At 70.0% G+C, this 24,729-nt stretch carries 20 protein-coding genes and 6 tRNA genes; 12 read left to right on the top strand and 14 right to left on the bottom strand.

The genetic code is table 11. From position 1 onward, the window contains the following. Positions 1-11: 11 nt before the first annotated feature. The 5 genes from Scani_RS34810 to Scani_RS34790 all read right to left on the bottom strand — a co-directional run bounded on the left by Scani_RS34810 (position 12) and on the right by Scani_RS34790 (position 2,740). Positions 12-830, bottom strand: a complete 819-nt coding sequence (locus tag Scani_RS34810; protein ID WP_159481666.1) for an ABC transporter permease — start codon at positions 828-830, stop codon at positions 12-14. Continuing rightward, positions 827-1,873: an ABC transporter ATP-binding protein gene (locus Scani_RS34805; RefSeq protein WP_159481665.1), complete on the bottom strand. Its 1,047-nt coding sequence runs from the start codon at positions 1,871-1,873 to the stop codon at positions 827-829. The genes Scani_RS34810 and Scani_RS34805 overlap by 4 nt, the downstream gene beginning before the upstream one ends. 209 nt (positions 1,874-2,082) lie before the next feature. Then, a tRNA-Gly gene (locus tag Scani_RS34800) sits at positions 2,083-2,155 on the bottom strand. 73 nt (positions 2,156-2,228) lie between these two features. Beyond that, positions 2,229-2,300, bottom strand: a tRNA-Gly gene (locus Scani_RS34795). A gap of 119 nt (positions 2,301-2,419) precedes the next feature. Further along, the gene (locus Scani_RS34790; RefSeq protein ID WP_086720559.1) at positions 2,420-2,740 is read right to left on the bottom strand and encodes a histone-like nucleoid-structuring protein Lsr2; all 321 of its coding nucleotides are present in this window, start codon (positions 2,738-2,740) and stop codon (positions 2,420-2,422) included. 301 nt (positions 2,741-3,041) lie between these two features. On the opposite strand from Scani_RS34790, the gene purS reads away from it, so the two are divergent. The 8 genes from purS to purM all read left to right on the top strand — a co-directional run bounded on the left by purS (position 3,042) and on the right by purM (position 11,818). After that, complete coding sequence (gene purS, locus Scani_RS34785; protein WP_030086196.1) at positions 3,042-3,287, top strand: phosphoribosylformylglycinamidine synthase subunit PurS; 246 nt, start codon at positions 3,042-3,044, stop codon at positions 3,285-3,287. Continuing rightward, positions 3,284-3,964, top strand: coding sequence for a phosphoribosylformylglycinamidine synthase subunit PurQ (gene purQ, locus Scani_RS34780; RefSeq protein WP_159481664.1), 681 nt, complete (start codon positions 3,284-3,286; stop codon positions 3,962-3,964). Before purS ends, purQ begins: the two co-directional genes overlap by 4 nt. A 91-nt stretch (positions 3,965-4,055) precedes the next feature. Further along, positions 4,056-6,305 (top strand): phosphoribosylformylglycinamidine synthase subunit PurL, encoded by a 2,250-nt coding sequence (purL, locus tag Scani_RS34775; RefSeq protein ID WP_159481663.1) that lies wholly within the window; start codon positions 4,056-4,058, stop codon positions 6,303-6,305. A gap of 133 nt (positions 6,306-6,438) precedes the next feature. Beyond that, complete coding sequence (locus Scani_RS34770; protein WP_174872789.1) at positions 6,439-6,951, top strand: ArsR/SmtB family transcription factor; 513 nt, start codon at positions 6,439-6,441, stop codon at positions 6,949-6,951. A 34-nt stretch (positions 6,952-6,985) separates the two neighbouring features. Next, positions 6,986-7,831, top strand: coding sequence for a M23 family metallopeptidase (locus Scani_RS34765; protein WP_159481662.1), 846 nt, complete (start codon positions 6,986-6,988; stop codon positions 7,829-7,831). Between the two features lie 201 nt (positions 7,832-8,032). Continuing rightward, entirely contained in the window at positions 8,033-8,830 is a 798-nt protein-coding gene (locus Scani_RS34760) for a maleylpyruvate isomerase family mycothiol-dependent enzyme (RefSeq protein ID WP_159481661.1), read from the top strand. A 322-nt stretch (positions 8,831-9,152) separates the two neighbouring features. After that, positions 9,153-10,712 carry an amidophosphoribosyltransferase gene (gene purF / locus Scani_RS34755; RefSeq protein WP_159481660.1) on the top strand — a complete coding sequence of 520 codons (1,560 nt, stop codon included), beginning with the start codon at positions 9,153-9,155 and terminating at the stop codon, positions 10,710-10,712. Between the two features lie 35 nt (positions 10,713-10,747). Next, the gene (purM, locus tag Scani_RS34750) at positions 10,748-11,818 is read left to right on the top strand and encodes a phosphoribosylformylglycinamidine cyclo-ligase (protein ID WP_159481659.1); all 1,071 of its coding nucleotides are present in this window, start codon (positions 10,748-10,750) and stop codon (positions 11,816-11,818) included. A 171-nt stretch (positions 11,819-11,989) separates the two neighbouring features. On the opposite strand, the gene Scani_RS34745 is transcribed toward purM, so the two are convergent. Next, positions 11,990-12,235 (bottom strand): DUF3073 domain-containing protein, encoded by a 246-nt coding sequence (locus Scani_RS34745; protein ID WP_159481658.1) that lies wholly within the window; start codon positions 12,233-12,235, stop codon positions 11,990-11,992. A 319-nt stretch (positions 12,236-12,554) separates the two neighbouring features. Then, positions 12,555-13,673 (bottom strand): Leu/Phe/Val dehydrogenase, encoded by a 1,119-nt coding sequence (locus Scani_RS34740; protein ID WP_159481657.1) that lies wholly within the window; start codon positions 13,671-13,673, stop codon positions 12,555-12,557. 197 nt (positions 13,674-13,870) lie between these two features. On the opposite strand from Scani_RS34740, the gene Scani_RS34735 reads away from it, so the two are divergent. Together Scani_RS34735 and bldC are read left to right on the top strand one after the other, a co-directional pair. Then, entirely contained in the window at positions 13,871-14,707 is an 837-nt protein-coding gene (locus Scani_RS34735) for a DUF8083 family protein (protein WP_159481656.1), read from the top strand. A gap of 513 nt (positions 14,708-15,220) precedes the next feature. Continuing rightward, the gene (gene bldC, locus Scani_RS34730) at positions 15,221-15,427 is read left to right on the top strand and encodes a developmental transcriptional regulator BldC (protein WP_003949541.1); all 207 of its coding nucleotides are present in this window, start codon (positions 15,221-15,223) and stop codon (positions 15,425-15,427) included. Between the two features lie 528 nt (positions 15,428-15,955). On the opposite strand, the gene Scani_RS34725 is transcribed toward bldC, so the two are convergent. The 3 genes from Scani_RS34725 to hrpA form a co-directional block, all read right to left on the bottom strand. Further along, positions 15,956-16,189 (bottom strand): DUF6274 family protein, encoded by a 234-nt coding sequence (locus tag Scani_RS34725; protein ID WP_159481655.1) that lies wholly within the window; start codon positions 16,187-16,189, stop codon positions 15,956-15,958. A 409-nt stretch (positions 16,190-16,598) separates the two neighbouring features. Continuing rightward, positions 16,599-16,673: transfer RNA gene (locus Scani_RS34720), tRNA-Asp, on the bottom strand. A gap of 94 nt (positions 16,674-16,767) precedes the next feature. After that, a complete protein-coding gene (gene hrpA / locus Scani_RS34715) occupies positions 16,768-20,901 on the bottom strand; it encodes an ATP-dependent RNA helicase HrpA (protein WP_159481654.1) in 4,134 nt (1,377 codons plus the stop codon). Positions 20,902-21,037: 136 nt separating this feature from the next. Here hrpA and Scani_RS34710 point away from each other — a divergent pair, with 136 nt between their 5' ends. Both Scani_RS34710 and Scani_RS34705 read left to right on the top strand, forming a co-directional pair. Continuing rightward, a complete protein-coding gene (locus Scani_RS34710; RefSeq protein WP_246296314.1) occupies positions 21,038-22,147 on the top strand; it encodes an ABC-2 transporter permease in 1,110 nt (369 codons plus the stop codon). 65 nt (positions 22,148-22,212) lie between these two features. Next, complete coding sequence (locus tag Scani_RS34705) at positions 22,213-22,494, top strand: hypothetical protein (RefSeq protein ID WP_174872788.1); 282 nt, start codon at positions 22,213-22,215, stop codon at positions 22,492-22,494. A gap of 88 nt (positions 22,495-22,582) precedes the next feature. On the opposite strand, the gene Scani_RS34700 is transcribed toward Scani_RS34705, so the two are convergent. The 4 genes from Scani_RS34700 to Scani_RS34685 form a co-directional block, all read right to left on the bottom strand. After that, positions 22,583-22,656: transfer RNA gene (locus tag Scani_RS34700), tRNA-Phe, on the bottom strand. A 4-nt stretch (positions 22,657-22,660) separates the two neighbouring features. Further along, a tRNA-Asp gene (locus Scani_RS34695) sits at positions 22,661-22,735 on the bottom strand. A 48-nt stretch (positions 22,736-22,783) separates the two neighbouring features. Next, positions 22,784-22,856: transfer RNA gene (locus tag Scani_RS34690), tRNA-Glu, on the bottom strand. Between the two features lie 82 nt (positions 22,857-22,938). Next, the gene (locus Scani_RS34685) at positions 22,939-24,663 is read right to left on the bottom strand and encodes a metallophosphoesterase family protein (RefSeq protein ID WP_174872787.1); all 1,725 of its coding nucleotides are present in this window, start codon (positions 24,661-24,663) and stop codon (positions 22,939-22,941) included. Positions 24,664-24,729 lie beyond the last annotated feature (66 nt).

Genomic DNA, 24,729 nt, shown 5'->3' with positions numbered 1-24,729 from the left:
CGCCTGCGTCGTCAGCGCCGCGGCTCCCAGCAAAACCACCGCTGCACAGCAAACAGCGCGAGCCCGGCCCAGGCCAAGCCGGTGATCAGCTGCCCCAGCGTCTCCTTGACGTCTCCGGCACCGGTCCAGCCGTCCCGTATCAGCTCCATCGCTGGTGACAGCGGCAGGATTTCGAGGAAGGCGGCGAAGTTCTCCGGAAAGACATCCAGGGGAACCATCACTCCGGACCCGGCCAGCGACAGCAGCGTGAAGGGCAGCACGGTCAGCTGCGCGGCCTCGGTCGATTTCGCGAAGGCCGAGGTGGCCGCCGCGAGCCCGACGACCGTGACCATGCCCAGCAACACGCCGACGATCAGGAGATGCGGCGCGGTGGGCAGATCGGTACCCAGCGCCAGACTGCCGAGAACGGCGAGGAGCGCGCACTGGGCCAGCCCCAGCAGCACCGAGGGGAGCGCGGTGCCGGTCAGTATTTCCAGATCCCGCAGTTCTCCGGTGCGCAGGCGCTTGAGCACCAGTTCCTCGCGCCGGGCGACATAGGCGCCGGTGACGGTGGAGTAGACGGCAAAGATCAGAACGCAGCCGAGAGTGCCGGGCAACAGCACCGTTTCGACCGACAGCCCCGTGCCGGCCAGGTTCATCGAACTGACCGCTTGTTTCATGGCGAACGCCATGGCAATCGGGAGGAACAACGACGTGTACAGCGCGGTCCTGTTGCGGCCGAGAAGCGTCAACTCGGCCCGTCCCAGGGAGAGTAGGCGACCCGGGGAACGGGTTACCGCGGGTCTTTTCTCCGACTCATAGCCAACAGCCTGGCTCGTACATGCACTCATGTGTTCTCCAGCCCCTTTGCGATGTGCAGAAATGCCTCTTCCAGGGACGCGGATCTGACGTCCAGCCCGCGCAGGGTTATCCCCTTGTCCTGCGCCCAGACCAGCACTCCGGTCGCGGCCCGCTGCAGTTCGTTCGTCCTCAGCCGGACCGTGCGGCCGGTCGTCTCATGGGAGATCACGCCCAGTTCCCCCAGCGGCGGAAGATCGCCGAGATGGAACCCGTCGGGCAGCTCGAAGGAGAGGTGCGAAGGATGCGCCGCGACCACGTCCGCGACATGCCCCGCCGTTGCTATCCGCCCGTCGTGCAAAATCGCCAGCCGGTCCGCCAGCTCCTCGGCCTCTTCGAGATAGTGCGTGGTCAGCACGATCGTGGTCCCGGAATCCCGCAGCTCGCGGATCAGCTCCCAGGTGACATGACGCGCTTCGGTGTCCAGCCCCGTCGTCGGCTCGTCCAGGAACAGCACCTCGGGCCGCCCCAGCAGCGCGAGCGCGAGATCCAGCCGCCGGCGCTCACCCCCGGACAACTGCTTGACCCGGACATTCCGGCGCCGGTCCAGCCCCACGGAGCCGAGGGCTTCCTCGACCGGGCGCGCTCCGGTGGTGCACCCCGCCCACATCCGCAGCGTTTCCTCGGGTGTCAGCTCGGCGGGGAATCCGCCCTCCTGCAGCATGACGCCGATACGGGGCCGCACCCTGCCCCGCTCGCGGAACGGATCATGGCCGAGGACCCGGACCCGCCCGGCGCTGGGCGCGGCCAGACCCTCCAGCAGTTCGAGGGTGGAGGTCTTGCCCGCGCCATTGGTGCCCAGCAGTGCGAACAGCTCGCCCCGGGCGACGGTGAAGTCGATACCGCTCACGGCCTCATAACTCTCCCGCGTGCCGGCCCGGCTCCGCCGTCCCCGCTCCGGCTCCCCCTTCGCACGCCGCCCGGCCGCGCCGTAGCGCCTGCGGAGTGCGGTGACTTCGATCACACCGATGCCGGACGCGGCGCCCCCGGCGCCGCCGCGGCCGGCATCCGCGATGGTTTTCTCCCCGATGTTCATGAGTCCAGCGTTTCGCCGGATCGCGGTTCCGGGCAGTGCGACCTGTCATCGCAGCCGATGACAAATGTCAGTTGCCCACGCCGGAAGAGACGGAAGGGGACGGAAGAGAAGAGAGCGAGGGAAGGGGAGGAAGGGAGGAGAGGGTGCGACATGATCGCCGGTAAAGGAAGAAGGCCCCGGTCGCAATGACCGGGGCCTTCTTCATTCTGAGCGGACGACGAGGCTCGAACTCGCGACCTCAACCTTGGCAAGGTTGCGCTCTACCAACTGAGCTACGTCCGCAGGCATCCACTCGGCTTTCACCGAGCGGCGCGACAGCTACTGTACCTGATCCAATGACCGGTCGAGCTGTCAGAGCGGGTGACAGGGATTGCACACTGCGCCTCCCCCTTGGAAAGGGGGCGCTCTACTACTGAGCTACACCCGCGTGACTCCGTGAGGTCCGGCCTTTCGGCCTCGCCCCTCGGCGTGCTCCAGACTCTAGCTGATCAGTAGGGGTGCTGTGCAAGTCGGCTGCGCCCGGGCCGCGGGACGCGCTGAAGTCGGTTAGTGGTTGGCGGCGTTGAAGGCCTCGTAGACCTTCTTGGGGATCCGGCCGCGCGGGGGGACGTCCATCTGGTGGGAGCGGGCCCAGGCGCGGACCGCCGCGGGGTCGGGGTTCACCGCGGTCCGGTGGTAGGCCTTGCCGGACTTGGCCCGCTTGCGGCCGGCCTCGACGAACGGAGCGAGGGCGCCGCGCAGTTTCTTCGCATTGGCGGGATTGAGGTCGATCTCGTACGACTTCCCGTCCAATCCGAAGGCGACCGTCTCTGCGGCTTCTCCTCCGTCGATGTCATCGGAGAGCGTTACTACTACGCGCTGCGCCACGGATATCGGTCCTTTCGTGGAGCAACCCCTTGTTGACATGGGGTGATGCTCCGGATCCGGCTGATTGGGATCAATGCTTTTTCATTTGTACAGCGATGGGCATTGCATTGTGAAGCCCAGTTAATTTCGTCAGCGTGTCTTCCCGCAATCCGGACCCCGGATCTTTTCGAGAATTTTTCCTGAGCCGCACTCCCGTCGATACCGGACCCGTGATCGGGTCCGCAGCATATCTATGCGCGTAGATTTTCGAACACGGTACTGTGAGGACACCGCCTTACGCACCACACCACCGGGAGTGCCAGTGGCACGCGTCGTAGTCGACGTCATGCTCAAGCCGGAGATCCTCGACCCGCAGGGGCAGGCGGTGCAGCGCGCACTGCCACGCCTGGGCTTCGAGGGGATCGCCGACGTCCGTCAGGGCAAGCGTTTCGAACTTGAGGTGGAGGGTCCGGTCGACGACGCCGCCCTCGCTCGCATCCAAGAGATGGCCGAGACCTTCCTCGCCAACACCGTCATCGAAGACTTCACCGTGCGGGTCGACTCATGACCTCGCGCATCGGAGTCGTCACCTTCCCCGGCACGCTCGACGACCGCGACACACAGCGCGCGGTCCGGGTGGCCGGTGCCGAACCGGTGCCGCTGTGGCACCGCGACAAGGACCTCAAGCAGGTCGACGCCGTGGTGCTGCCCGGCGGTTTCTCCTACGGCGACTATCTGCGGGCCGGGGCCATTTCCCGGTTCTCGCCGGTGATGGAGACCGTGATCGAGCAGGCCAGGGCCGGTATGCCGGTCCTCGGTATCTGCAACGGCTTCCAGGTGCTCACCGAGACCCACCTGCTGCCCGGCGCGATGCTGCGCAACAACCATCTGCACTTCATCTGCCGCGACCAGAAGCTGCGGGTGGAGAACGCGGAGACCTCCTGGACCTCGGACTACGCGTCCGGCCAGGAGATCAGCATTCCGCTGAAGAACATCGACGGCCGGTACGTCGCCGACGCGCGCACGCTCGACATGCTCGAGGCCGAGGGCCGGGTCGCCTTCCGCTACCTGGACGGCAACCCCAACGGCTCGCTCCGCGACATCGCCGGCATCACCAATGAGGCGGGCAATGTCGTCGGCCTCATGCCGCACCCCGAGCACGCCGTGGAGCCGCTGATCGGTACGGGCCGTACCGACGGCCTCGGATTCTTCACCTCGATCCTGAAGAAGCTGGTCAACGCATGAGCGACGCACGGGCGGCCGCCCGGCCGCAGACGAAGACGAATGCCGCGCCTCTGCGCCGCGCGGGCGGAGAAGCGAGTGAAAGGTGCGGAGCATGACTCTCGACACCGTCAAGCACGCGGCCGAGACGCCGGACACCGACCAGCCGTGGGCCGAGCTCGGCCTGAAGCAGGACGAGTACCAGCGCATTCGTGAGATTCTCGGCCGCCGTCCCACCGGCGCCGAACTCGCCATGTATTCGGTGATGTGGTCCGAGCACTGCTCCTACAAGAGCAGCAAGGTCCATCTGAAGCAGTTCGGCGAGAAGGCTCCCGAGAACGACGCGCTGCTCGTCGGCATCGGCGAGAACGCCGGTGTCGTCGACGTCGGCCAGGGCTACGCCGTCACGTTCAAGGTGGAGTCCCACAACCACCCCTCGTACATCGAGCCCTACCAGGGCGCGGCCACCGGCGTGGGCGGCATCGTCCGCGACATCCTCGCCATGGGCGCCCGCCCCGTCGCCGTCGTCGACCCGCTGCGGTTCGGCGCGGCCGACCACCCCGACACCAAGCGCGTCCTGCCGGGCGTCGTGGCCGGCATCGGCGGTTACGGCAACTGCCTGGGTCTGCCCAACATCGGCGGCGAGGTCGTCTTCGACGCCTGCTACCAGGGCAACCCGCTGGTCAACGCCGGCTGCATCGGCGTGATGAAGCACGAGGACATCCACCTCGCCAAGGCGTCCGGCGCCGGCAACAAGGTCATCCTCTACGGCGCCCGCACCGGCGGCGACGGCATCGGCGGCGTCTCGGTCCTGGCGTCCGAGACCTTCGACGACACCAAGCCCACCAAGCGCCCCGCCGTCCAGGTCGGCGACCCCTTCCAGGAGAAGCTGCTCATCGAGTGCACCCTGGAGATCTTCAAGGAAGACCTGGTCGACGGCATCCAGGACCTCGGCGGCGCCGGGCTGTCCTGTGCCACCAGCGAGCTGGCCTCGGCCGGCTCCGGCGGTATGCGCGTCGAGCTGGACACCGTGCCGCTGCGCGACTCCTCCCTCTCGCCCGAGGAGATCCTCATGAGCGAGTCGCAGGAGCGCATGTGCGCGATCGTCGAGCCCGGCAAGGTCGACCGCTTCCTGGAGATCTGCGAGAAGTGGGACGTCATCGCCACCGTCATCGGTGAGGTGACGGACGGCTCGCAGCTGGAGATCTTCTGGCACGGCGAGCAGATCGTGGACGTACCGCCGCGCACCGTCGCCCACGAGGGCCCGGTCTACGAGCGCCCCTACGCGCGCCCCGACTGGCAGGACGCCCTCCAGGCCGACGACGCCGCCAAGCTGGCCCGCCCGGCGAACGCGGACGAGCTGCGCGCCCAGGTCCTCAAGCTGGTGGCCTCGCCCAACCAGGCCTCCAAGGCGTGGATCACCGACCAGTACGACCGGTTCGTGCAGGGCAACACCGTGCTGGCGATGCCGGAGGACTCCGGCATGGTCCGCATCGACGAGGACAGCAACCTCGGTGTCGCGCTCGCCACGGACGGCAACGGCCGCTACGCCAAGCTCGACCCGTACGCGGGCGCGCAGCTGGCGCTGGCCGAGGCCTACCGCAACGTCGCCGCCTCCGGTGCCAAGCCGCTGGCGGTCTCCGACTGCCTGAACTTCGGTTCGCCCGAGGACCCGGCCGTGATGTGGCAGTTCGCGGAGGCCACCCGTGGTCTCGCCGACGCCTGCCAGACCCTCGGCACGCCGGTCACCGGCGGCAATGTGTCGCTCTACAACCAGACCGGTGAGGTGGCGATCCACCCGACCCCGGTGGTCGCGGTGCTCGGCGTCATCGACGATGTGAACCGCCGCACCCCGATCGCCTTCGCGGACGAGGGCCAGCTGATCTACCTCCTGGGCGACACCCGCGAGGAGCTGGGCGGCTCGGCATGGTCGCAGGTGGTGCACGAGCACCTCGGCGGTCTGCCGCCGAAGGTGGACCTGGAGCGCGAGCGGCTGCTGGCCGAGGTGCTGATCTCCGCCTCCCGTGACGGCATGGTCGACGCCGCGCACGACCTCTCCGACGGCGGTCTGGTCCAGGCCCTGGTGGAGTCGTGTCTGCGCGGCGGCAAGGGCGCCCGCCTCGTCGTTCCCGACGGGCTGGACCCCTTCGTGCTGCTCTTCTCCGAGTCGGCGGGCCGGGCCGTCGTGGCCGTTCCGCGCAGCGAGGAGCTCCGCTTCACCGACATGTGCGGTGCGCGGGGGCTGCCGGCCACCCGGATCGGTGTGGTCGACGGCGACGAGATCGACGTCCAGGGGCAGTTCAGCATCCCGCTGAGCGAGCTGAAGGACGCGCACGAGGCGACGATCCCGGGCCTCCTCGCCTGAGACGGAACCCGGGCGCCGCGCCGCGCCCTCATTGACGGTCCGACGGCCCGTCCCCACTACGGGGACGGGCCGTCGCCGTTTTTCCCTGCCGGCAGCCATTGCCAAGGATTACGTAATTACGTAATCTCTTACTATGGATCTTGAGCAGCGGGTGGCCGAGCTGGAGCGCCGGCTGGCCGCGCTGGAACAGGCCGCCGCCCGGCCGGCGGCCTCACCGGAGCGGGAGCCGGACGACGAGCTGTGGGCGCTGCGCGGCCTGAAGGAGCAGTGGGCCGAACTGGGCGCCGACAACGGCGGAGTGCTCTTCACCGGCGCCGTACGGACGCCGACCGGACTGCGCTACGAGTGGCAGTACGGCCTGGCCACCGACACCCTGCTGGACGACGACTGGGCGGACACCGCCGAATCGTTCGCCGCGCTGGGCCAGCCCATGCGGCTGCGGCTGCTGCGCGAGATCCTCGGCGGGCGCTGCACCGCCGCCGAGCTCACCGAGCTCGACGGCACGGGCACGACCGGCCAGATCTACCACCACCTGCGGCAGTTGACCGCGGCCGGCTGGCTGCAGACGGCCGCCCGCGGCCGCTACGACATTCCGGCCGCCCGCGTCGTACCGCTGCTGGTGATGCTGACCGCCGCCGGGTGCTGACGCCCGGCCATACCGACCTCACGGGGGAGACGGAATGACGTCCGCAACTGTGCACAAGCTCTCCAGGATCGCCGCCCGCGCCTGCCTGCTCGCCTTCCTCGCGATCGTCGTCGCGAGCTTCTTCGTCCACATTCCGTACGTGTGGGGCTGGATTCCGCTGGGGCTCTGGATACTGATCGGATTCGGGGTGAACCGCCGGGCCGCCCGCGCGGAGGGGGACGGCGCGACGGGCCCGGAGCCCGAACCCGTAGCGGTCGCCGCTCCGGTCACCGGCCGCTGGAAGGCCCTCAACAGCCCCGCCGACAAGGTCCCCAGCCATGGCACCCGGGCCTACGGGCAGACGTACGCGATCGACATCGTCGCGGAACCGGAGCCGGGCTCCCGGCCCGCCTTCGGCTGGTGGCCCCTGGTCCGCCGCAACGACGACTTCCCGGCCTTCGGTGCGCCCCTGTTCGCCGTCGCCGATGCCACCGTCGTCCATGCCCGGGACGGTCAGCGCGACCATCTCAGCCGTACGTCCTGGCCCGCGGCCCTCTATCTGCTCGCCCTGGAGGGCCCTGCCCGTGCGCTCGGCAGCGCCCGCCTGATGCTCGGCAACCATGTGATCCTCGACCTGGGCAACGGCGTCCACGCGCTCTACGCCCATGTCCGCCGCGGTTCGCTCACCGTCCGTACGGGCGACCGGGTGCGGGCCGGAGAGACCCTCGGCCAGTGCGGCGACTCCGGCAACAGCAGCGAGCCGCACGTCCACTTCCAGCTCATGGACGCCGCCGACCCGGTCGTCGCCCGTGGCCTCCCGTTCACCTGGCAGGGCATCGGCGTTCCGCGCAACGGCGAGTTGTTCGAGGCCGGGGCGCCGCTGACGACACCGGCGAGCTGATCGGCGGGCGGGGAACCCGGCCGGCCGGGTTCCCCGCCGGCAGGCGTCCGCCGCCCCCCCGTATCCCCGCGCGGCGCCCAACCGGCCCCTGGGAGAGCGGAGTTGTCCGCAGGGTCCCGCGAAGGGCCGGGTCGGGCGCCCGCGCGGTCCGTCGCCCCGATCCACGGGCGACTGTCGGCGGTGCCTCGTAGGCTGAGGCACATGCCTCCCGCCACCCGGAAGCCGCGTCCCCGCCGGTACGACCCGAAGAAGACCCGTACCGCCGTCACGGCCCAGCTCGCCCACGTCCAGGAGGCCGTACGCGCCCTCGCGCCCGGCCAGTTGGCGCTGCCGACCCGGCTCGGCGACTGGACGGTGCGCGAGCTGGTGGCGCATCTGTCCATGGCGGTGGGGAGCGTGGCGCGCAGTCTTGAGCGGCCGGTGCCGGCGCGGGCGGAGGCCACCCTGCTGGAGTGGTCGTCGGTGGCCGCGCCGCTCGCCTCCGACGTCGACGAGCGCACCCGCGCCCTGGCCGACGCGCACGACCCCGTGGAGCTGCTGGAACGCACCGCCGCGGAGTTCGCCGAGGCCGTCGCGCAGGAGCCGGACGACCGGCTGGTGCCGGTCCTGCCCGGGGCGATGCCGCTGGCCGACTTCCTCGTCACCCGTTGTCTCGAACTCGTCGTGCACGGTGACGACCTCGCGGCGGCGACCGGCGCCACGATCCCCTTCGACCGCCAGGCCCTGGCCGCCACGACCCGCCTGCTGGCCGACACCCTGGCGGACCGGGCGCCCGGCGGATCGGTGGAGCTGCGCATCCCGCCGTTCGCCGTGGTGCAGTGCGTGGCGGGCCCCAAGCACACCCGCGGCACCCCGCCGAACGTCGTCGAGACCGATCCGCTGACCTGGATCCGGCTGGCCACCGGCCGGACGTCCTGGGCCGCGGAACGGGACGCGGCGACCGTCAGCGCCAGCGGCGAGCGGTCCGACATCGGCGGTTTTCTGCCCCTGCTGAGCTGACGGGTGCGGGCCCGGCGTCCCGCACGGTCCGGGGGGCCACGGCCCGGCGCCCGGTACCGACCGCCGGCCGCGGGGGGCGTCGCGCATCTCACACGGAGCGGGACGCGCCCCCGCGCGGCAAGATCCACACGGCCGGCGCCGCGGACCCCGCTCCCGGCGGTACGCCAGGTGAGCCAAGGGATCCGCGGTGCGCCGGGGCCGCGAGCTGCCCTTTGTGCGGCGTGGGCACGTCATCCCCGGCGGCCCTTCTTTCATGCACTCATCCAGATTCGAGGCCATCCCCGGTTCGGATGAATGCGCGACCTGCCCTAGACTCGGTGCCGTGCCACGTGGTGACGGACGACTCAGCCACGACCTGCTCCCCGGTGAGAAGGGCCCCCAGGACGCTTGCGGCGTCTTCGGTGTCTGGGCTCCGGGTGAAGAGGTCGCCAAACTCACCTATTTCGGGCTGTATGCGCTGCAGCACCGTGGACAGGAGTCCGCGGGCATCGCGGTGAGCAACGGCTCCCAGATCCTCGTCTTCAAGGACATGGGCCTGGTTTCCCAGGTCTTCGACGAGACTTCGCTCGGCTCTCTCCAGGGCCATATCGCCGTGGGCCATGCCCGCTACTCCACCACCGGTGCCTCGGTGTGGGAGAACGCCCAGCCGACGTTCCGTGCGACCGCGCACGGCTCGATCGCGCTCGGCCACAACGGCAACCTGGTGAACACCGCCGAGCTGGCGGATCTGGTCGCCGCGCTGCCCCGTGAGGGCGGCCGGGCGACCCAGGTCGCGGCCACCAACGACACCGACCTGGTGACGGCCCTGCTGGCCGGCCAGGTCGACGAGGACGGCAAGCCGCTGACCGTCGAGGAGGCCGCCCCGCGCGTCCTGCCGAAGGTCCAGGGCGCCTTCTCGCTCTGCTTCATGGACGAGCACACGCTCTACGCCGCCCGCGACCCGCAGGGCATCCGCCCGCTGGTCCTCGGACGCCTGGAGCGCGGCTGGGTGGTGGCCTCCGAGACCGCAGCCCTCGACATCTGCGGCGCCAGCTTCATCCGGGAGATCGAGCCCGGCGAGATGGTCGCCATCGACGAGAACGGTCTGCGCAGCAGCCGCTTCGCCGAGGCCCGCCCCAAGGGCTGTGTCTTCGAGTACGTCTACCTCGCCCGCCCGGACACCGACATCGCCGGCCGCAATGTGTACCTCTCCCGTGTGGAGATGGGCCGCAAGCTGGCCGCCGAGGCGCCGGCCGACGCCGACCTGGTGATAGCGACGCCGGAGTCCGGCACGCCCGCCGCCGTCGGATACGCCGAGGCCAGCGGCATCCCCTACGGCTCCGGCCTGGTCAAGAACTCCTACGTCGGCCGGACCTTCATCCAGCCCTCGCAGACCATCCGCCAGCTCGGTATCCGTCTCAAGCTCAACCCGCTCAAGGAAGTCATCCGCGGCAAGCGCCTGGTGGTCGTCGACGACTCGATCGTCCGCGGCAACACCCAGCGTGCCCTGGTCCGGATGCTCCGCGAGGCCGGTGCTGCCGAAATCCACATCCGGATCTCGTCCCCGCCGATCAAGTGGCCGTGCTTCTTCGGCATCGACTTCGCCACCCGCGCGGAGCTGATCGCCAACGGGCTGAGCGTGGAGGAGATCGGCAAGTCGCTGGGCGCCGATTCGCTCGCGTACATCTCCATCGACGGCATGATCGAGGCGACCACGATCGCCAAGCCGAACCTGTGCCGCGCCTGCTTCGACGGCGAGTACCCGATGGACCTGCCCGACCCGGACCTGCTGGGCAAGCACCTCCTGGAGTCGGAGACCGCGAGCCGGACGAAGTCCGATGTGGACGGCGTCCAGACGCTCACCGCCGGGGTCGGCGGCGCCGACGCGCTGCGTCGCCCGTAGAGCTCGTACAACACACGACAGGAAAGTGCTCAGCCATGTCCGCTGAATCCTCCGGTGCCAGCTACGCAGCCGCGGGCGTCGACATCGAAGCCGGCGACCGCGCCGTGGACCTCATGAAGGAGTGGGTGAAGAAGGCCACCCGCCCCGAGGTCGTCGGCGGCCTGGGCGGTTTCGCCGGCCTCTTCGACGCGTCCGCCCTCAAGCGCTACGAGCGTCCGCTGCTGGCCTCGGCGACCGACGGCGTCGGCACCAAGGTCGACATCGCCCGCAAGATGGGCGTCTACGACAGCATCGGCCACGACCTCGTCGGCATGGTCGTCGACGACCTGGTCGTCTGCGGCGCCGAACCGCTGTTCATGACCGACTACATCTGCGTCGGCAAGGTCTACCCCGAGCGGGTCGCCGCGATCGTCAAGGGCATCGCCGAGGGCTGTGTGCTGGCCGGCTGCGCGCTGGTCGGCGGCGAGACCGCGGAACACCCGGGGCTGCTGGGCGCGGACGAGTTCGATGTCGCCGGCGCCGGTACGGGCGTCGTCGAGGCGGACCGGGTGCTGGGCGCGGATCGTATCCGTACGGGCGACGCGGTGATCGCCATGGCGTCCTCCGGGCTTCACTCGAACGGGTACTCGCTGGTCCGCCACGTGCTGTTCGACCGCGCGGGAATGGCCCTGGACCGGGAGGTCGCGGAGTTCGGCCGCACGCTCGGCGAGGAGCTCCTGGAGCCCACCAAGATCTACTCGCTGGACTGCCTGGCACTGACCCGTACGACCGAGGTGCACGCCTTCTCGCACATCACCGGCGGCGGACTGGCCAACAACCTCGCCCGGGTGATCCCGGACGGGCTGCACGCCACCGTGGACCGTGCCACCTGGACGCCGGGCCCGGTCTTCGACCTGGTCGGCTCGGCCGGCTCGGTCGCGCGCCCGGAGCTGGAGAAGACCCTGAACATGGGCGTCGGCATGATCGCCGTCGTTCCGCAGGAGTCGGTGGAGGCCGCCCTGACCACGCTGGCCGACCGCGGTGTGGACGCCTGGGTCAGCGGCGAGATCACCGACCGCGGCGACCGTGCCGAGGCTGTGACCCTGACCGGTGACTACGCGAGCTGAGCGGACGGACCTCTCCCATGGCCGCGCGCCGGCCGTGGGAGAGGAGACCCTCTCCGGCAGCCGTCGGTACGGCGCCGGTCACCACGGTCATCCGGGCAGCACAGAACCCGGTCCGGGCAAAGCCCAGGACCGGGTCCGCGATGCTGTTGCGGGTGCCGCGAGCGCAGAACGTCAAGCGCGACGACGTTGCTGGGACGAGTCGCCGTCGTCCTCATCGTCGTCGTTGTACAGCTCTGCGTACCGTGCGTACGGGTCGTCGTCCTCGTCATCCTCGAACGGCTCTGCGTTCGGAGGCTGCTGGTTCGACGGTGATGCACCCAGCTCGTCGGCCAGTCGTGAGAGATCCGTCCCACCGCTGCTGTACTTCAGCTGGCGGGCGACCTTTGTCTGCTTGGCCTTGGCCCGGCCGCGCCCCATGGGTCGACCCCCTCAATGACGGGGCTCGATGGCCCCAGAGTCTTGACACGCGTTCATGGATCAGAGCGGACTCTCGACAGAGAGACCGGCCCGTAGGGCTTTAACGGTACCTGCTTCCGCGGCCATACGGTACGTCGCCCGCATCACCCGCCGCTCGGCACGACCGGCAAGGTGCCCCGTCCCCGCTGGTCAACTGCGATTTTAACCTGTCCCGTACGGCGACCCGCCGACGGGTGGTGAGGGATGTCTCCCCCGACCGCCCGTGGCGGGCCGCGCAAGGCTGTCTTTCCGGCCGACAAGGCCGCATTTCGGGCCCGGGTCAGGCGCGCCGGGCCTCCGCCATACGCTGCTCGGCCAGGCGGTCGGCGGCCGCGGCGGGCGGAATGCCGTCGGCCTTCGCGCGAGCGAATATCGCCAGCGTGGTGTCGAAGATCTTCGCCGCCTTGGTCTTGCAGCGGTCGAAGTCGAAGCCGTGCAGCTCGTCGGCCACCTGGATGACGCCGCCGGCGTTCACGACGTAGTCGGGGGCGTAGAGGATGCCGCGGTCGGACAGATCCTTCTCGACGCCGGCGTGGGCGAGCTGGTTGTTGGCCGCGCCGCACACCACCTTCGCGGTCAGCACCGGCAGCGAATCGTCGCTCAGCGCACCGCCCAGTGCGCACGGCGCGTACACGTCCAGGCCCTCGGTGCGGATCAGCGCATCGGTGTCCGCGACGGCCGTGACCTGCGGGTACTTGGCCCGGACCCGGGCCACCGAGTCGGCGCGCACGTCCGTGATGACGACCTCGGCGCCGTCCTGGAGGAGGTGCTCGACGAGCAGGTGGCCGACCTTGCCGACACCCGCGATGCCCACCTTGCGGCCGCGCAGCGTCGGGTCGCCCCAGGCGTGCTGGGCCGAAGCGCGCATGCCCTGGAAGACGCCGTAGGCGGTCAGGACGGAGGAGTCGCCGGCGCCGCCGTTCTGGGGGGAGCGGCCGGTGGTCCACTTGTTCGTACGGGCGACGACGTCCATGTCGGCGACGTACGTGCCGACGTCGCAGGCGGTGACGTAGCGGCCGCCGACCGAGGCCACGAACCGGCCGTAGGCGAGCAGGAGTTCCTCGGTCTTGATCAGGTCGGGGTCACCGATGATCACGGCCTTGCCGCCGCCGTGGTCCAGCCCGGCGAGGGCGTTCTTGTAGGACATGCCGCGCGAGAGGTTCAGGGCGTCCAGCACGGCCTCCTCCTCGGAGGCGTAGGCGTGGAAGCGGGTACCGCCGAGGGCGGGGCCCAGGGCGGTGCTGTGGATGGCGATCACGGCCTTGAGGCCGCTGGCACGGTCCTGGCAGAGAACGACCTGCTCGTGGCCCCCCTGCTCCGATCGGAACAGGGTGTGCAGAACGCCGCCGTCGGTGCCGGCGTGGGCCGGACGTACGTCAGTCACTGTGGTGACTCCCATAAGTCGCGAGGGATGCCCTCCTTCGGGTGGGGAGGGCCGGTTGAAAAGAGCGTAAGACCTGCGGGGCCGGTTGATCGGTCGGGTGCCCAGGATCACCCTCTCCCGGGGGACGGGCATGGGACGATCTGGTCGTATCGCAGGCCGGCGGGGGCTCTCGGGATCTCCCGGCGGTGGACTTCCCCTTTGAAGGAGCGGGCGTGGCCCTGGCGTCGTCGGTGAAGGTCCCGTACATGGCATATCTACGGGTCTACGAGCCGCTGGCTGCGTTCCCCGAGCCGGAACGCTCCCACTGGGCGCGCTACGCCAAACGGGAGGACACCCCCACCGCCCAGGACGAGCAGCGCCGGGCGCTGGCCGATCTGCTGGCGACCCCGCCCGTGCCGGTACCGGTGCACGAGAGCGCGGACGCCTTCATCGCGGTCCTGAACGAGGTGACCTGCGTCTGTCCGTGGCGCACCCGGCTGCGCGGCTGGCAGGCCCTGGAGGCGCTGGAGGAGCTGTTGCCGGCGTCCGTGCTGGATGCCGCGCTGCCCCCGGTGGTGCGCCTGCAGGCGGCCACCGACTACGAGCGGTGGCGGGAGCGCAACCCGGACGCCAGACCCTGGATCCGCGGGGCGGCCTGGCACGTCCCGGTCCGCTGGTTCGTGCTGTTCGACGACGGCGAGCGAGAGTACACGAAGGGTGACCAGATGCTCGTGATGCGTTACCGGACGCCCATGGTGGAGGCGCGGCGGCGGGTGGCGCGGGGGCTGCGCACGCTGCGGGACGCCCTGGAAGAGGGGCCGCTGATCGACGGCCTGGTAGATGTGGGGCGCTGGCTCGAGGAATTCCATCCGCGTTCGCTCGTGGAGCTGGACTACGGAGGGCTGGTGCACGCGGTGCCCGAGGAGCAGCTTGCCGAGGACCGGTCCGCCGCCGAGGTGGCGGAGGGTCTGGCGGCGCTGCGCGACGGGGACGGTGAGCGGGCCGGGGTCGCGTACGAGAAGCTTGCCCAGCGGTGGCGAGCGGTGCGGGAACGCCAGTTCTCCAGCTGAGCGCCGGTGTGGTGCAAAGATTCATGAAGCGGAATCTCCGCGTTCGTTTTCCGGTGGTCGCACGGGAAGGGACGTAGGTCCTGATCCGGGCGATTGCCTCAAGCGTGACCTAAAGCACTGACTTCGGGTCTTGCTCCCAAGCCATACCCTCGTGCCAAAATAGGACAAGGAGCCCGACGTGGGCTCCTTCCGTCCAACTAAGGGCGGATAGATCGGTATTGCGCTCCTTGAGGGGTCTCGTGGCGGCTGATCACGTTGTGACTGATCGTCACGGACGGGTGACTGTCCGCTATGGCACGGTCCATCGGCTTCCGCCGAGGTTGAACACCTGAGAGGGCAATTCCATCGGTTTGGCCGACGTGGCTGGACAGATGGTGTAGTTGTAGTGCCGAGGACAAGCCGTTCGTCCTATAACCGACTCGGCCCGCGTCCGCCATTTCGGGCAACGTGGGTCAAGGTGCAGAATTTAGAGGAAAGAACCGTGATGGTTCGGTTCTCCCGAGGAGGCCGCTCATGACCGCTCGCACCCCTGACGCCGAGCCGCTGCTTACGCCTGCTGAGGTCGCCACGATGTTCCGCGTGGACCCGAAGACGGTGACCCGCTGGGCCAAGGCAGGCAAGCTCACGTCCATCCGCACGCTCGGAGGGCATCGGCGTTACCGCGAGGCTGAGGTCCGCGCACTGCTCGCGGGTATCCCGCAGCAGCGCAGCGAGGCCTGAACAACCGCATAACCAGGTCGTTTTCGGGGCCCCCAACCCGAAAATGCCTGCTTTGCACCCCTAGCTCGACCTGCTTCACCACGCTCCACACAGCTTCATACGACGCGGCGCCTGCCCCAACAGGCCCCACACCCGCTCCATCTGGGTACGTCATCGATCGCGCTGGACTCCGCCGGGTCCAGCGCGATCTTTTTGTGTGCGCCCGCTCCAGCGCCCTTCAGGCCGGCCGGGTCGCCCCGGCGCCGACGCCACCCCGGACGCCGGTCAGGGTACCTTCACGGGTCCTGTGGGGGTCTTCGTGCGCAGACCCGGAGGGCTCGTTACTGAGTCGTTCACAGGTAGTGCAATTGCACATATTAAATTGACCGGTTGTATGGGGTGCGTAAGTTCCGCATCGCGCCAAACTTGTTCGGTGACACCCGTCACACTACGCGGCGCTTGAAGACGATACGTCCGCTGCGGTAGAGAACTTCCCTCCGCCACGCCAACAGCGTGGCACCGCGCAGGTGGTGGCGCATGCGCCGTTGGTCATCCGGTTGCGGGACTTTCGTCCTCGGCCGCCTGTGGCCCGCGGACGGCCGTCGGTGCGGCGGGGGCGGACGCCGGCGCCGCACCCCCGGAGCGGGCCGTATGCGGCTCCATGGCGAGCCGTAGCAGCTGGTGGCAGATGGGGCAGTGCCGCATCAGATGGCGATAGCCCGTGGCCGCCGACAGATGGGCCCGCAACAGTGCCCTGGTCTCGTGTCGTACCGCAGTCGTCATTGCGCATACCTCCCCGGCCCCCATGCCCTTCCTCAGTGAGTACCGGCGGTACGTGCCGCAGTCAATACGGCGGGCAGTAAACCGGCTACGCACCGCATTCGGCGGGGGTGGATGCGGAGGGAGGTGCGGGCCGCTTTCCGGTGGGGCCCGCGGCGGCCCCGCGGCGGGACCGCTCACCGGTCGGCGGGGAGGGGGGAAAGAGGAGGGGAGGGTGAAGGGGAGTGGCCGTGCCCGTCGGTCCGCCGGACGGGCGGGAGGCCGGCACTGCGGCGGGCGCCGGTTCGCGATGCGGGGCGTGCGGGCGGGGCCTGACGAGGCGTGCGATGTCCGGGGGTGGCCGCACGGCGGTGGGGTCCGGTCCGGACAGCAGTACGGCCCGCATCCGAGAGGGATGCGGGCCGTAGAAATGCGGTCCTGACGGGATTTGAACCCGCGGCCTCCACCTTGACAGGGTGGCGAGCACTCCAAACTGCTCCACAGGACCTTGCGTTTCGCTTTCCGCTTGCGGCGGGCTGCGAAGCAAGACTCTACAGCAGGTCAGGGGGTGCGGTCGAACTCGGTACCGGCGGCCCTGGTTCCTAGGGCGCCGCGGCGTCCACCGCCTTCACGATCCGCTTGTCGGAGACCGGGTACGCGGTGCCCAGGGCGTGCGCGAAGTAGCTCACCCGGAGCTCCTCGATCATCCAGCGGATCTCCAGTGCCGCGGCCGGCACCGGGCGCCCCTGCGGGAACTGCTCCAGCAGCCAGGCGTATTCGTCCTGCATCTCCTTCACCTTCGCCATCCGGGTGCGGTCCCGCTCGGCGTGGGTGGGCAGCTGCTGCAGCCGGCGGTCGGCGGCCACCAGATAGCGCATCAGGTCCGGCAGCCGCTTGGCGCCGTGCGCCGTGACGAAGCCCGGCTTGATCAGCGTCGCCAGCTGCTCCTTGATGTCCGTGAGCGACGGCAGCAGGGAGGGGAACGCCGTCTCCTTCAGCCGGCGCTCGCACGCCTGCCAGGCGGCCAGCACCTCCTGGACCTGCTGGATGGTCCTGAGGGTGACGTCCACCAGGTCGGCGCGCACGGCGTCGAAGAGCTTGCGGAAGGACTCCTCGTCCCACGCCGGACCGCCCCGGGCCGCGATCAGCCGGTCGGCGGCGGCGGTCACACAGTCCTCGAAGAGCGCCGCGATGGAGCCGTGCGGATTACGGGACAGCGCCAGCTTCTGCTGGTTGCTGAGTTTCCCCTGTGCGAACTTGGCCGGATTGGACGGGATGTTGAGCAGAATCAGGCGTCGGGTGCCCGCCCACATCGCCGTGAGCTGCTCGGCCTCGGTGTCGAAGAGACGGACCGCGACGCTGCTGCCCTCGTCGACCAGCGCCGGGTAGGCCTTCAGCGGCTGGCCCCCGCGCCGGGTCTCGAAGGTGCGCGCCAGCGTGCCGATCGTCCAGGAGGTCAGCCCGGTCCGCTGCTCCGGACCGGCCGGTGCCTGCCCGGCGCCCGCGCCGTCCTTGCGGTCCCCGGCGGGCCGCTCGGCGGCCTGCTCGAAGGCCTTGGAGATGGCCGCCCGGGTCTTCGGCTTGAGCTTCAGCCGCAGCGCCTCCAGGTCCTTGTCCTCGGCGAGCTTGCGGCGGCGCTCGTCGACCACCCGGAAGGTGATCTTGAGGTGGTCGGGGACCCTGCCGGGGTCGAAGTCGGCGGCCTCGACCGGTACGCCCACCATCCGCTGCAGTCCGGCGGCCAGAGACGTCGTCAGGGCGCCCTGCAGCGGGACGGTGGTGTCCAGGAAGCGGGCCGCGAAGTTCGGCGCCGGGACGTAGTTACGGCGGATCGGTTTGGGAAGCGACCGGATCAGCTCGGTCACCAGCTGCTCGCGCAGGCCCGGGATCTGCCAGTCGAAGCCCTCGGAGGAGACCTGGTTGAGGACCTGGAGGGGGATGTGGACGGTCACGCCGTCCGCGTCCGCGCCCGGCTCGAACTGGTAGGTGACCTTGAACTTCAGCTTTCCCTGCCGCCAGGAATCCGGGTAGTCGTCCTTGGTGACGGCCTCGGCGGATTCGTTGATGAGCATCGAGTGCTCGAAGTTCAGCAGCTCCGGCTCTTCCCGGTGCTGCTTCTTCCACCAGGCGTCGAAATGCGCACCGGAGACCACGTCGGCCGGAATGCGCTGGTCGTAGAAGTCGAAGAGCGTCTCGTCGTCCACGAGGATGTCGCGGCGCCGGGCCCGGTGCTCCAACTCCTCGACCTCGCCGAGGAGTTTGCGGTTGTCGTGGAAGAACTGGTGGTGCGTGCGCCAGTCGCCCTCGACCAGGGCGTTGCGGATGAAGAGGTCCCGCGAGGTCTCCGGGTCGATACGGCCGTAGGCGATCTTGCGCTGGGCGACGATCGGGACGCCGTAGAGCGTCACCCGCTCGTACGCCATCACCGCGGCCATCTTCTGTTCCCAGTGCGGCTCGCTGTACGTGCGCTTCACCAGATGCTGGGCGAGCGGTTCGATCCACTCCGGCTCGATCTTCGCGTTCACCCGCGCCCACAGGCGGGACGTCTCGACCAGCTCGGCGGACATCACCCAGCGCGGTGGCTTCTTGAAGAGCGCGGAGCCGGGGAACACCGCGAACTTGGCGCTGCGGGCGCCCAGATATTCGTTCTTGGCGTCCGTGTCCTTGAGCCCGAGGTGCGAGAGCAGGCCGGAGAGCAGGGAGGTGTGGATGTGGTCGGGCGCCGCGTCCTCCTCGCTGAGGTGAATCCCCATGGTCTTGGCGACCGACCGCAGCTGGGAGTAGATGTCCTGCCACTCACGTATCCGCAGGTAGTTCAGGAACTCGCTCCGGCACATCCGGCGGAAGGCGGAGGAGGACAGCTCCTTCTGCTGTTCGCGGATATAGCGCCAGAGGTTGAGGAAGGCGAGGAAGTCGGACGTCTCGTCCTTGAAGCGGGCGTGCTGCTGGTCGGCCTGCTGCTGCTTGTCGGCGGGCCGCTCGCGCGGGTCCTGGATGGACAGCGCCGCCGCGATGACCATGACCTCGCGGACACAGCCGTTGCGGTCGGCCTCCAGCACCATCCGCGCCAGCCGCGGGTCGACCGGCAGCTGGGAGAGCTTGCGGCCGAGCGGGGTCAGCCGCTGCCCCTTCTGTCCCGACTGGGAGGACTTCTGCTTGCTGTCCAGCGCCCCGAGCTCGCTCAGCAGGTCGACGCCGTCCTTGATGTTGCGGCGGTCCGGCGGGTCGATGAAGGGGAACTTCTCGATGTCGCCGAGGCCGGCCGCGGTCATCTGCAGGATGACGGAGGCGAGGTTCGTACGGAGGATCTCGGCGTCCGTGAACTCGGGACGGGAGAGGAAGTCGTCCTCGGAGTAGAGGCGGATGCAGATGCCGTCGCTGGTACGGCCGCAGCGGCCCTTGCGCTGGTTGGCGCTGGCCTGCGAGACCGGCTCGATCGGCAGCCGCTGGACCTTGGTGCGGTGGCTGTAGCGGGAGATACGGGCCATGCCCGGGTCGATGACGTACCGGATGCCCGGGACGGTCAGCGAGGTCTCGGCGACGTTCGTGGCCAGCACGATCCGCCGGCCCGTGTGCCGCTGGAAGACGCGGTGCTGCTCGGCGTGCGACAGCCGCGCGTAGAGGGGGAGGACCTCGGTGAACGGGAGGGCCTTCTTGTTGAGCGCGTCCGCGGTGTCGCGGATCTCCCGCTCGCCGGAGAGGAACACCAGGATGTCGCCGGGACCCTCCGACTGCAGCTCGTCCACGGCGTCGCAGATCGCGGTGATCTGGTCGCGGTCGCCCTCCAGCTTGTGCGCGGCCTGGCCGCCCTCCTCCAGCAGCGGGCGGTAGCGCACCTCCACCGGATACGTACGGCCGGAGACCTCCACGATGGGGGCGCTCGGCTTCGCCTCGTCGTCGCCGGAGGCTTCCGGACGATCCGGGGCGCCCTTGCCCTCGGTCGCGTCCACGGCGGCGAAGGCACCGAAGTGCCGCGCGAACCGCTCCGGGTCGATGGTCGCGGACGTGATCACGACCTTCAGGTCCGGGCGCCGGGGCAGCAGCTGGGCCAGGTAGCCGAGGATGAAGTCGATGTTGAGGCTGCGCTCGTGCGCCTCGTCGATGATGATCGTGTCGTACTGGCGCAGCTCGCGGTCCGTCTGGATCTCGGCGAGCAGGATGCCGTCCGTCATCAGCTTGACGAGGGTGTCGCCGCCGACCTGGTCCGTGAAGCGGACCTTCCAGCCGACCGCCTCGCCCAGCGGTGTCTTCAGCTCCTCGGCCACCCGCTCGGCGACCGTACGGGCCGCGATCCGGCGGGGCTGGGTGTGCCCGATCAGGCCCCGGATGCCGCGCCCGAGCTCCAGACAGATCTTGGGGATCTGCGTGGTCTTGCCGGAGCCGGTCTCACCGGCGACGATCACGACCTGGTGGTCGCGGATCGCGGCGAGGATGTCGTCCTTCTTCTGGCTGACCGGCAGCTCTTCCGGATACCCGATCTCGGGCACCGCGGCCTGCCGCTGGGCGACCCGCAGCTCGGCCTCGTCGATGCCGCCGGCGATCTCGGCGAGCACCGCCGCCCGGGCTTCGGGTTTGCGGATCCGGCGCGCGCCGTCGAGCCGGCGGCCCAGCCGCTGCTGGTCGCGCAGCATCAGCTCGGGCAGCCGCTCCAGCAGAGCGGGGAGCGTGGGAGCGGGGGTGCCGGGCGGGGTGGAAGCAGCGCCGTCGGGCAGGGCGGAGGCAGGCTGACTGGACATACGTCCCCCAGGATCTCACCTCACGTAATCGACTGGCGAACCATTTGCCCGCACCGCCGGATCACGGACGCCGGAGCCGCCCGCCACCGGGGTTTCTGCCCGGGTATGTCCGTCATCGCTGCTTTAGCGTGTCCCTATGGCTGATCATCGCGGCGATTCCGGCCCGCCGGGCGCCTCCGGTGCGCCCGGCGGACCCGCCCCGCACGGCGCCCACGGCCGGCCGGGAACCGTGGCGGAGAAGTGGGCGGCCTTCAAGAAGTCGCCCTACCTGCCCGCCGTCGTGCTGGTCCTCATCGTCGCCGCCGCGGCCGGCCTGTTCGCCGGCTCGTACACCTACGCCATGGCCAATCCGACCCCGCGCTCCATCCCGACCGCCGTGGTCGGCTCCCCCGACACGCCACCGGTGAAGGCGTTCACCCAGGGGATGGAGAAGGCGCTGAACGCCTCGCTCCGGCTGACCGGATACCCCACGTACGGCCGGGCCCGGCGGGCCGTCGACGAGCAGCAGGAGTTCGCGATCCTGCGTGCCCGCGGCAAGGGCGTGGAGCTGGACGTCTCCGGCGCGTCGGGCGCCACGGTGGCCCAGCTGCTGGCCCAGTCGGGCGCGAAGGTCGGCACGGTGATCGGTGTGGACGTCCGGATCCGGGACATCAAGCCGCTGCAGAAGGGCGATCCGCGCGGTCTGGCGCTGTTCTACATCTCGCTGGCCGCGGTGATCATCGGCTTCGTCGGCGCGATCCAGCTCAGCGTGCACGCGCGCGCCCTGGAGCCGGCCGAACGGATCGTCTGCACCGCGGTCTATGCGCTGCTGGGGGGCTTCTGCATCGCGGCGGTGGTCGACTGGTGGCTGGGCGCGCTGCGGCTGCCGTTCGTGGAGTCCTGGCTGATCCTGGCGCTGACGATGTTCACGTCCGGCATGGTCTTCACGATGTTCAACGCCCTCATCGGACGCTGGGCGATGATCCCCACCTGGGGACTGATGGTGCTGCTGGGCAACCCCTCCTCGGGCGGCGCGGTCTCCTGGCCGCTGCTGCCCTCCGCCCTCGGCCTCGTCGGCCGCTGGCTCCCGCCGGGCGGCTCGGTCAACGCCCAGCACACCGCCGTCTACTTCGGCGGCCACCAGCACGCCTTCCCCTTCCTGGTGCTGGCCGGCTGGTCGGTGCTCTCGTGCTCGGTCTTCTGGACCTGGCGGCACCGCCACCCGGGTGGCCGCGAGACGGCACCGGCGCTCGCCGCGGACGGGTGAGGCGGCGGGGACGCTGGGCGGAAAAAGGAGTTACGCGGCCTTCGCGCATCTGTGACGATGACGGCATGGACAAGGGATTACGACGGACGGCGGGTATCGCCGTGATGGCCGCCGGTTTCGGAATTGCCGCCTGGCTGGTCTTCGGCGCGCCGCCGGCCGAGGAGGACGGCTGGTGGCGGCTGGTGCGGATGGCAGTGGGCCTGACGGCGATGGGGGTGGTCAGCGGCGGCGCCCGGCTGTTTTTCGGTCAGCCGAAGAGTGAGCGCGACGGCGTCCTCGGGGAAACGGACGCCGACCGGGACAGCGGTCACCGACCGGACGTGAATGCGGTCACCGACCGGGCGTGAGCCCGTCATCGGCATCGCCCGGACACGACAACGACCGCACACGAAGAAGGCCCCGATTCCAGGAATCGGGGCCTTCTCCCAATGGGTGTGGCTGGGGCCGGGGTCGAACCGGCGACCTATCGCTTTTCAGGCGATCGCTCGTACCAACTGAGCTACCCAGCCGCAGCGGTCCTGACGGGATTTGAACCCGCGGCCTCCACCTTGACAGGGTGGCGAGCACTCCAAACTGCTCCACAGGACCTTGCATTGTGCGAAAGCGGCGTGAACCAGTCTCGCACACGATGTTGCGTGCCCCCAACGGGATTCGAACCCGTGCTACCGCCTTGAAAGGGCGGCGTCCTGGGCCACTAGACGATGAGGGCTGGTGGCCACCTTGGCGTCGTTACCGGCGCCGTCGGGGACGTGAGAAGCATATGGGATGGGAGGACCGTTCGCCAAAACGGTTTACCGGGGGCCGTCGGAAGGGCTCCTGGCCGGGCGCGGAGCGGGGCCGTCCGGCGAGCCGGGCGACGGTCCGGTCGGGTGACGGGAGCCGGACGGCGAGGGCGTGGCGCCGGGTTGGTTCTCGCGGGCGAGGTGGCGGCTGACCTCGGCCCGCGACAGGCCCAGCCCGCCGAGGGTGATCTCGTCCCATGCCTGGAGCCGTTTCGTCGTGCGGTCCAGATAGAGCACCGACGCCTCGACGGGTGCGGGCTTCTTGTTCTGCACCGCGCGCAGCCCGCCGCCGCCCGTGGAGCCCTCGACCATCAGCCGGGTGCCCTGGGGGAGCGTGGTGATCTCGCGGTGGTGGATGTGGCCGGCCAGCGCCAGCGGGGCCAGGCCGTCCGCCTCGGTCGCCGCGGTGGGGTTGTGGGCCAGCGCGATGTCGACGGGCGTGCCGGCCAGCCGCTGGGTGCGCAGCGAGTCGGCGAGCCGGCCGCCGGCGGTGCGCTCGGCGGGATCGCCGGCCGCCACCACGGAGCGGTCCGGGGTGAACTGCGGGTCGCCGACCCCGGCGATGCGTACGCCGGCGACCCGGGCCACCCGGCCGTGGTCGAGGACGGTGACGCGGGGGCGGCCGGTCAGGTACTTCTGCGTGCTGCGCGAGTCGTGGTTGCCGCGCACCCAGACGTACGGGGCGCCGAGGGCGGAGACCGGGTCCAGGAAGTGGTTCTCGGCGGCCGAGCCGTGGTCCATGGTGTCGCCGGTGTCGATGATCACGTTGATCCGGTACTGCTTCACCAGGGAGGCGATGATCCGCCAGGCGCCGGGGTTGAGGTGGATGTCGGAGACGTGCAGCACCCGGATGGTGGTGGGGTCGGGCTGGTAGACCGGCAGCGTCGAGGTGGCGTCGTAGAGCTTGGTCACATTGGTGACCAGGCGCGCCAACTCCTTCTGGTAGACGTTGAATTCGCTGACGATGTTGCGGGCGTTGCCGACCACGGAGGGGGCCGAGGAGAGCAGACCGGAGAACCGCGGCTCCAGTACGGACTTGGGGTTCCAGGTGGCGTACGCGGTCCCGGCGGAGGCGGCGAGCAGGGCGAGCGCCAGCCCGCCGGCGGCCAGCGCGCGGCGCGGGCGGCGGTAGACGGCCAGCCCCAGCGCGGCCGCACCGGACGCCACGGCGGCACAGGAGTGCAGCGCCAGCCCCAGGGTGCCGCGGGTGACGTCGTGGGTGACCTCGTCCTGCAGGCCGGCGAACCGCTCGGGGTGGTCGACCAGCTGCTGGGAGCGGACCGGATCCAGCCGGTCGACGTCGACATCGAGCCGTACGGGTGCGTAGTGACTGCTCAGTTCCAGGTCGCCGAGGGGCGGGACATTGATCCTGGTGCCGCCGGTCAGCGAGGGGCGCAGGGCCATGCTGGTGTCCATCGGGCCGACGGGGGCGTGGACCCCGCCGATCAGGACCAGCCCCAGCCAGGCGCCGAGGACGGTGACGGATATCAGGCCGAGGGCGGAGCGCAGCGGGCGGCGCGGGGCGGTGTCGGGCAGGGCGCGGGGTGCCGGGTGGGCTAAGGAGCGCGTCGGCGCGACGGCGGCGGCAGCGGGGGCCGTACGGCGGGAGCGGTAGGCGCGGCGGACGGCGGCGGGCAGTGCGGATACGCCGTCGAGCCAGGTGCGGAGCAGCCGGTGCAGCGGATGGCGCGGGGTGTCGGGGTTCGGTGTCCGGGAGCGCGCGGCGCGGGCCATTGGTCCCGTATGCCCGTCCGTGGCGCCATTAAGCGGGGAGCGGCGGCTTCCGGTTGGGGTGCGGAG

Origin of the sequence: Streptomyces caniferus (assembly GCF_009811555.1) — a bacterium.
GTDB lineage: Bacteria > Actinomycetota > Actinomycetes > Streptomycetales > Streptomycetaceae > Streptomyces > Streptomyces caniferus.
Note: the sequence above shows the minus strand (reverse complement) of the source record. Positions and strands in the feature narration are given on the sequence as shown.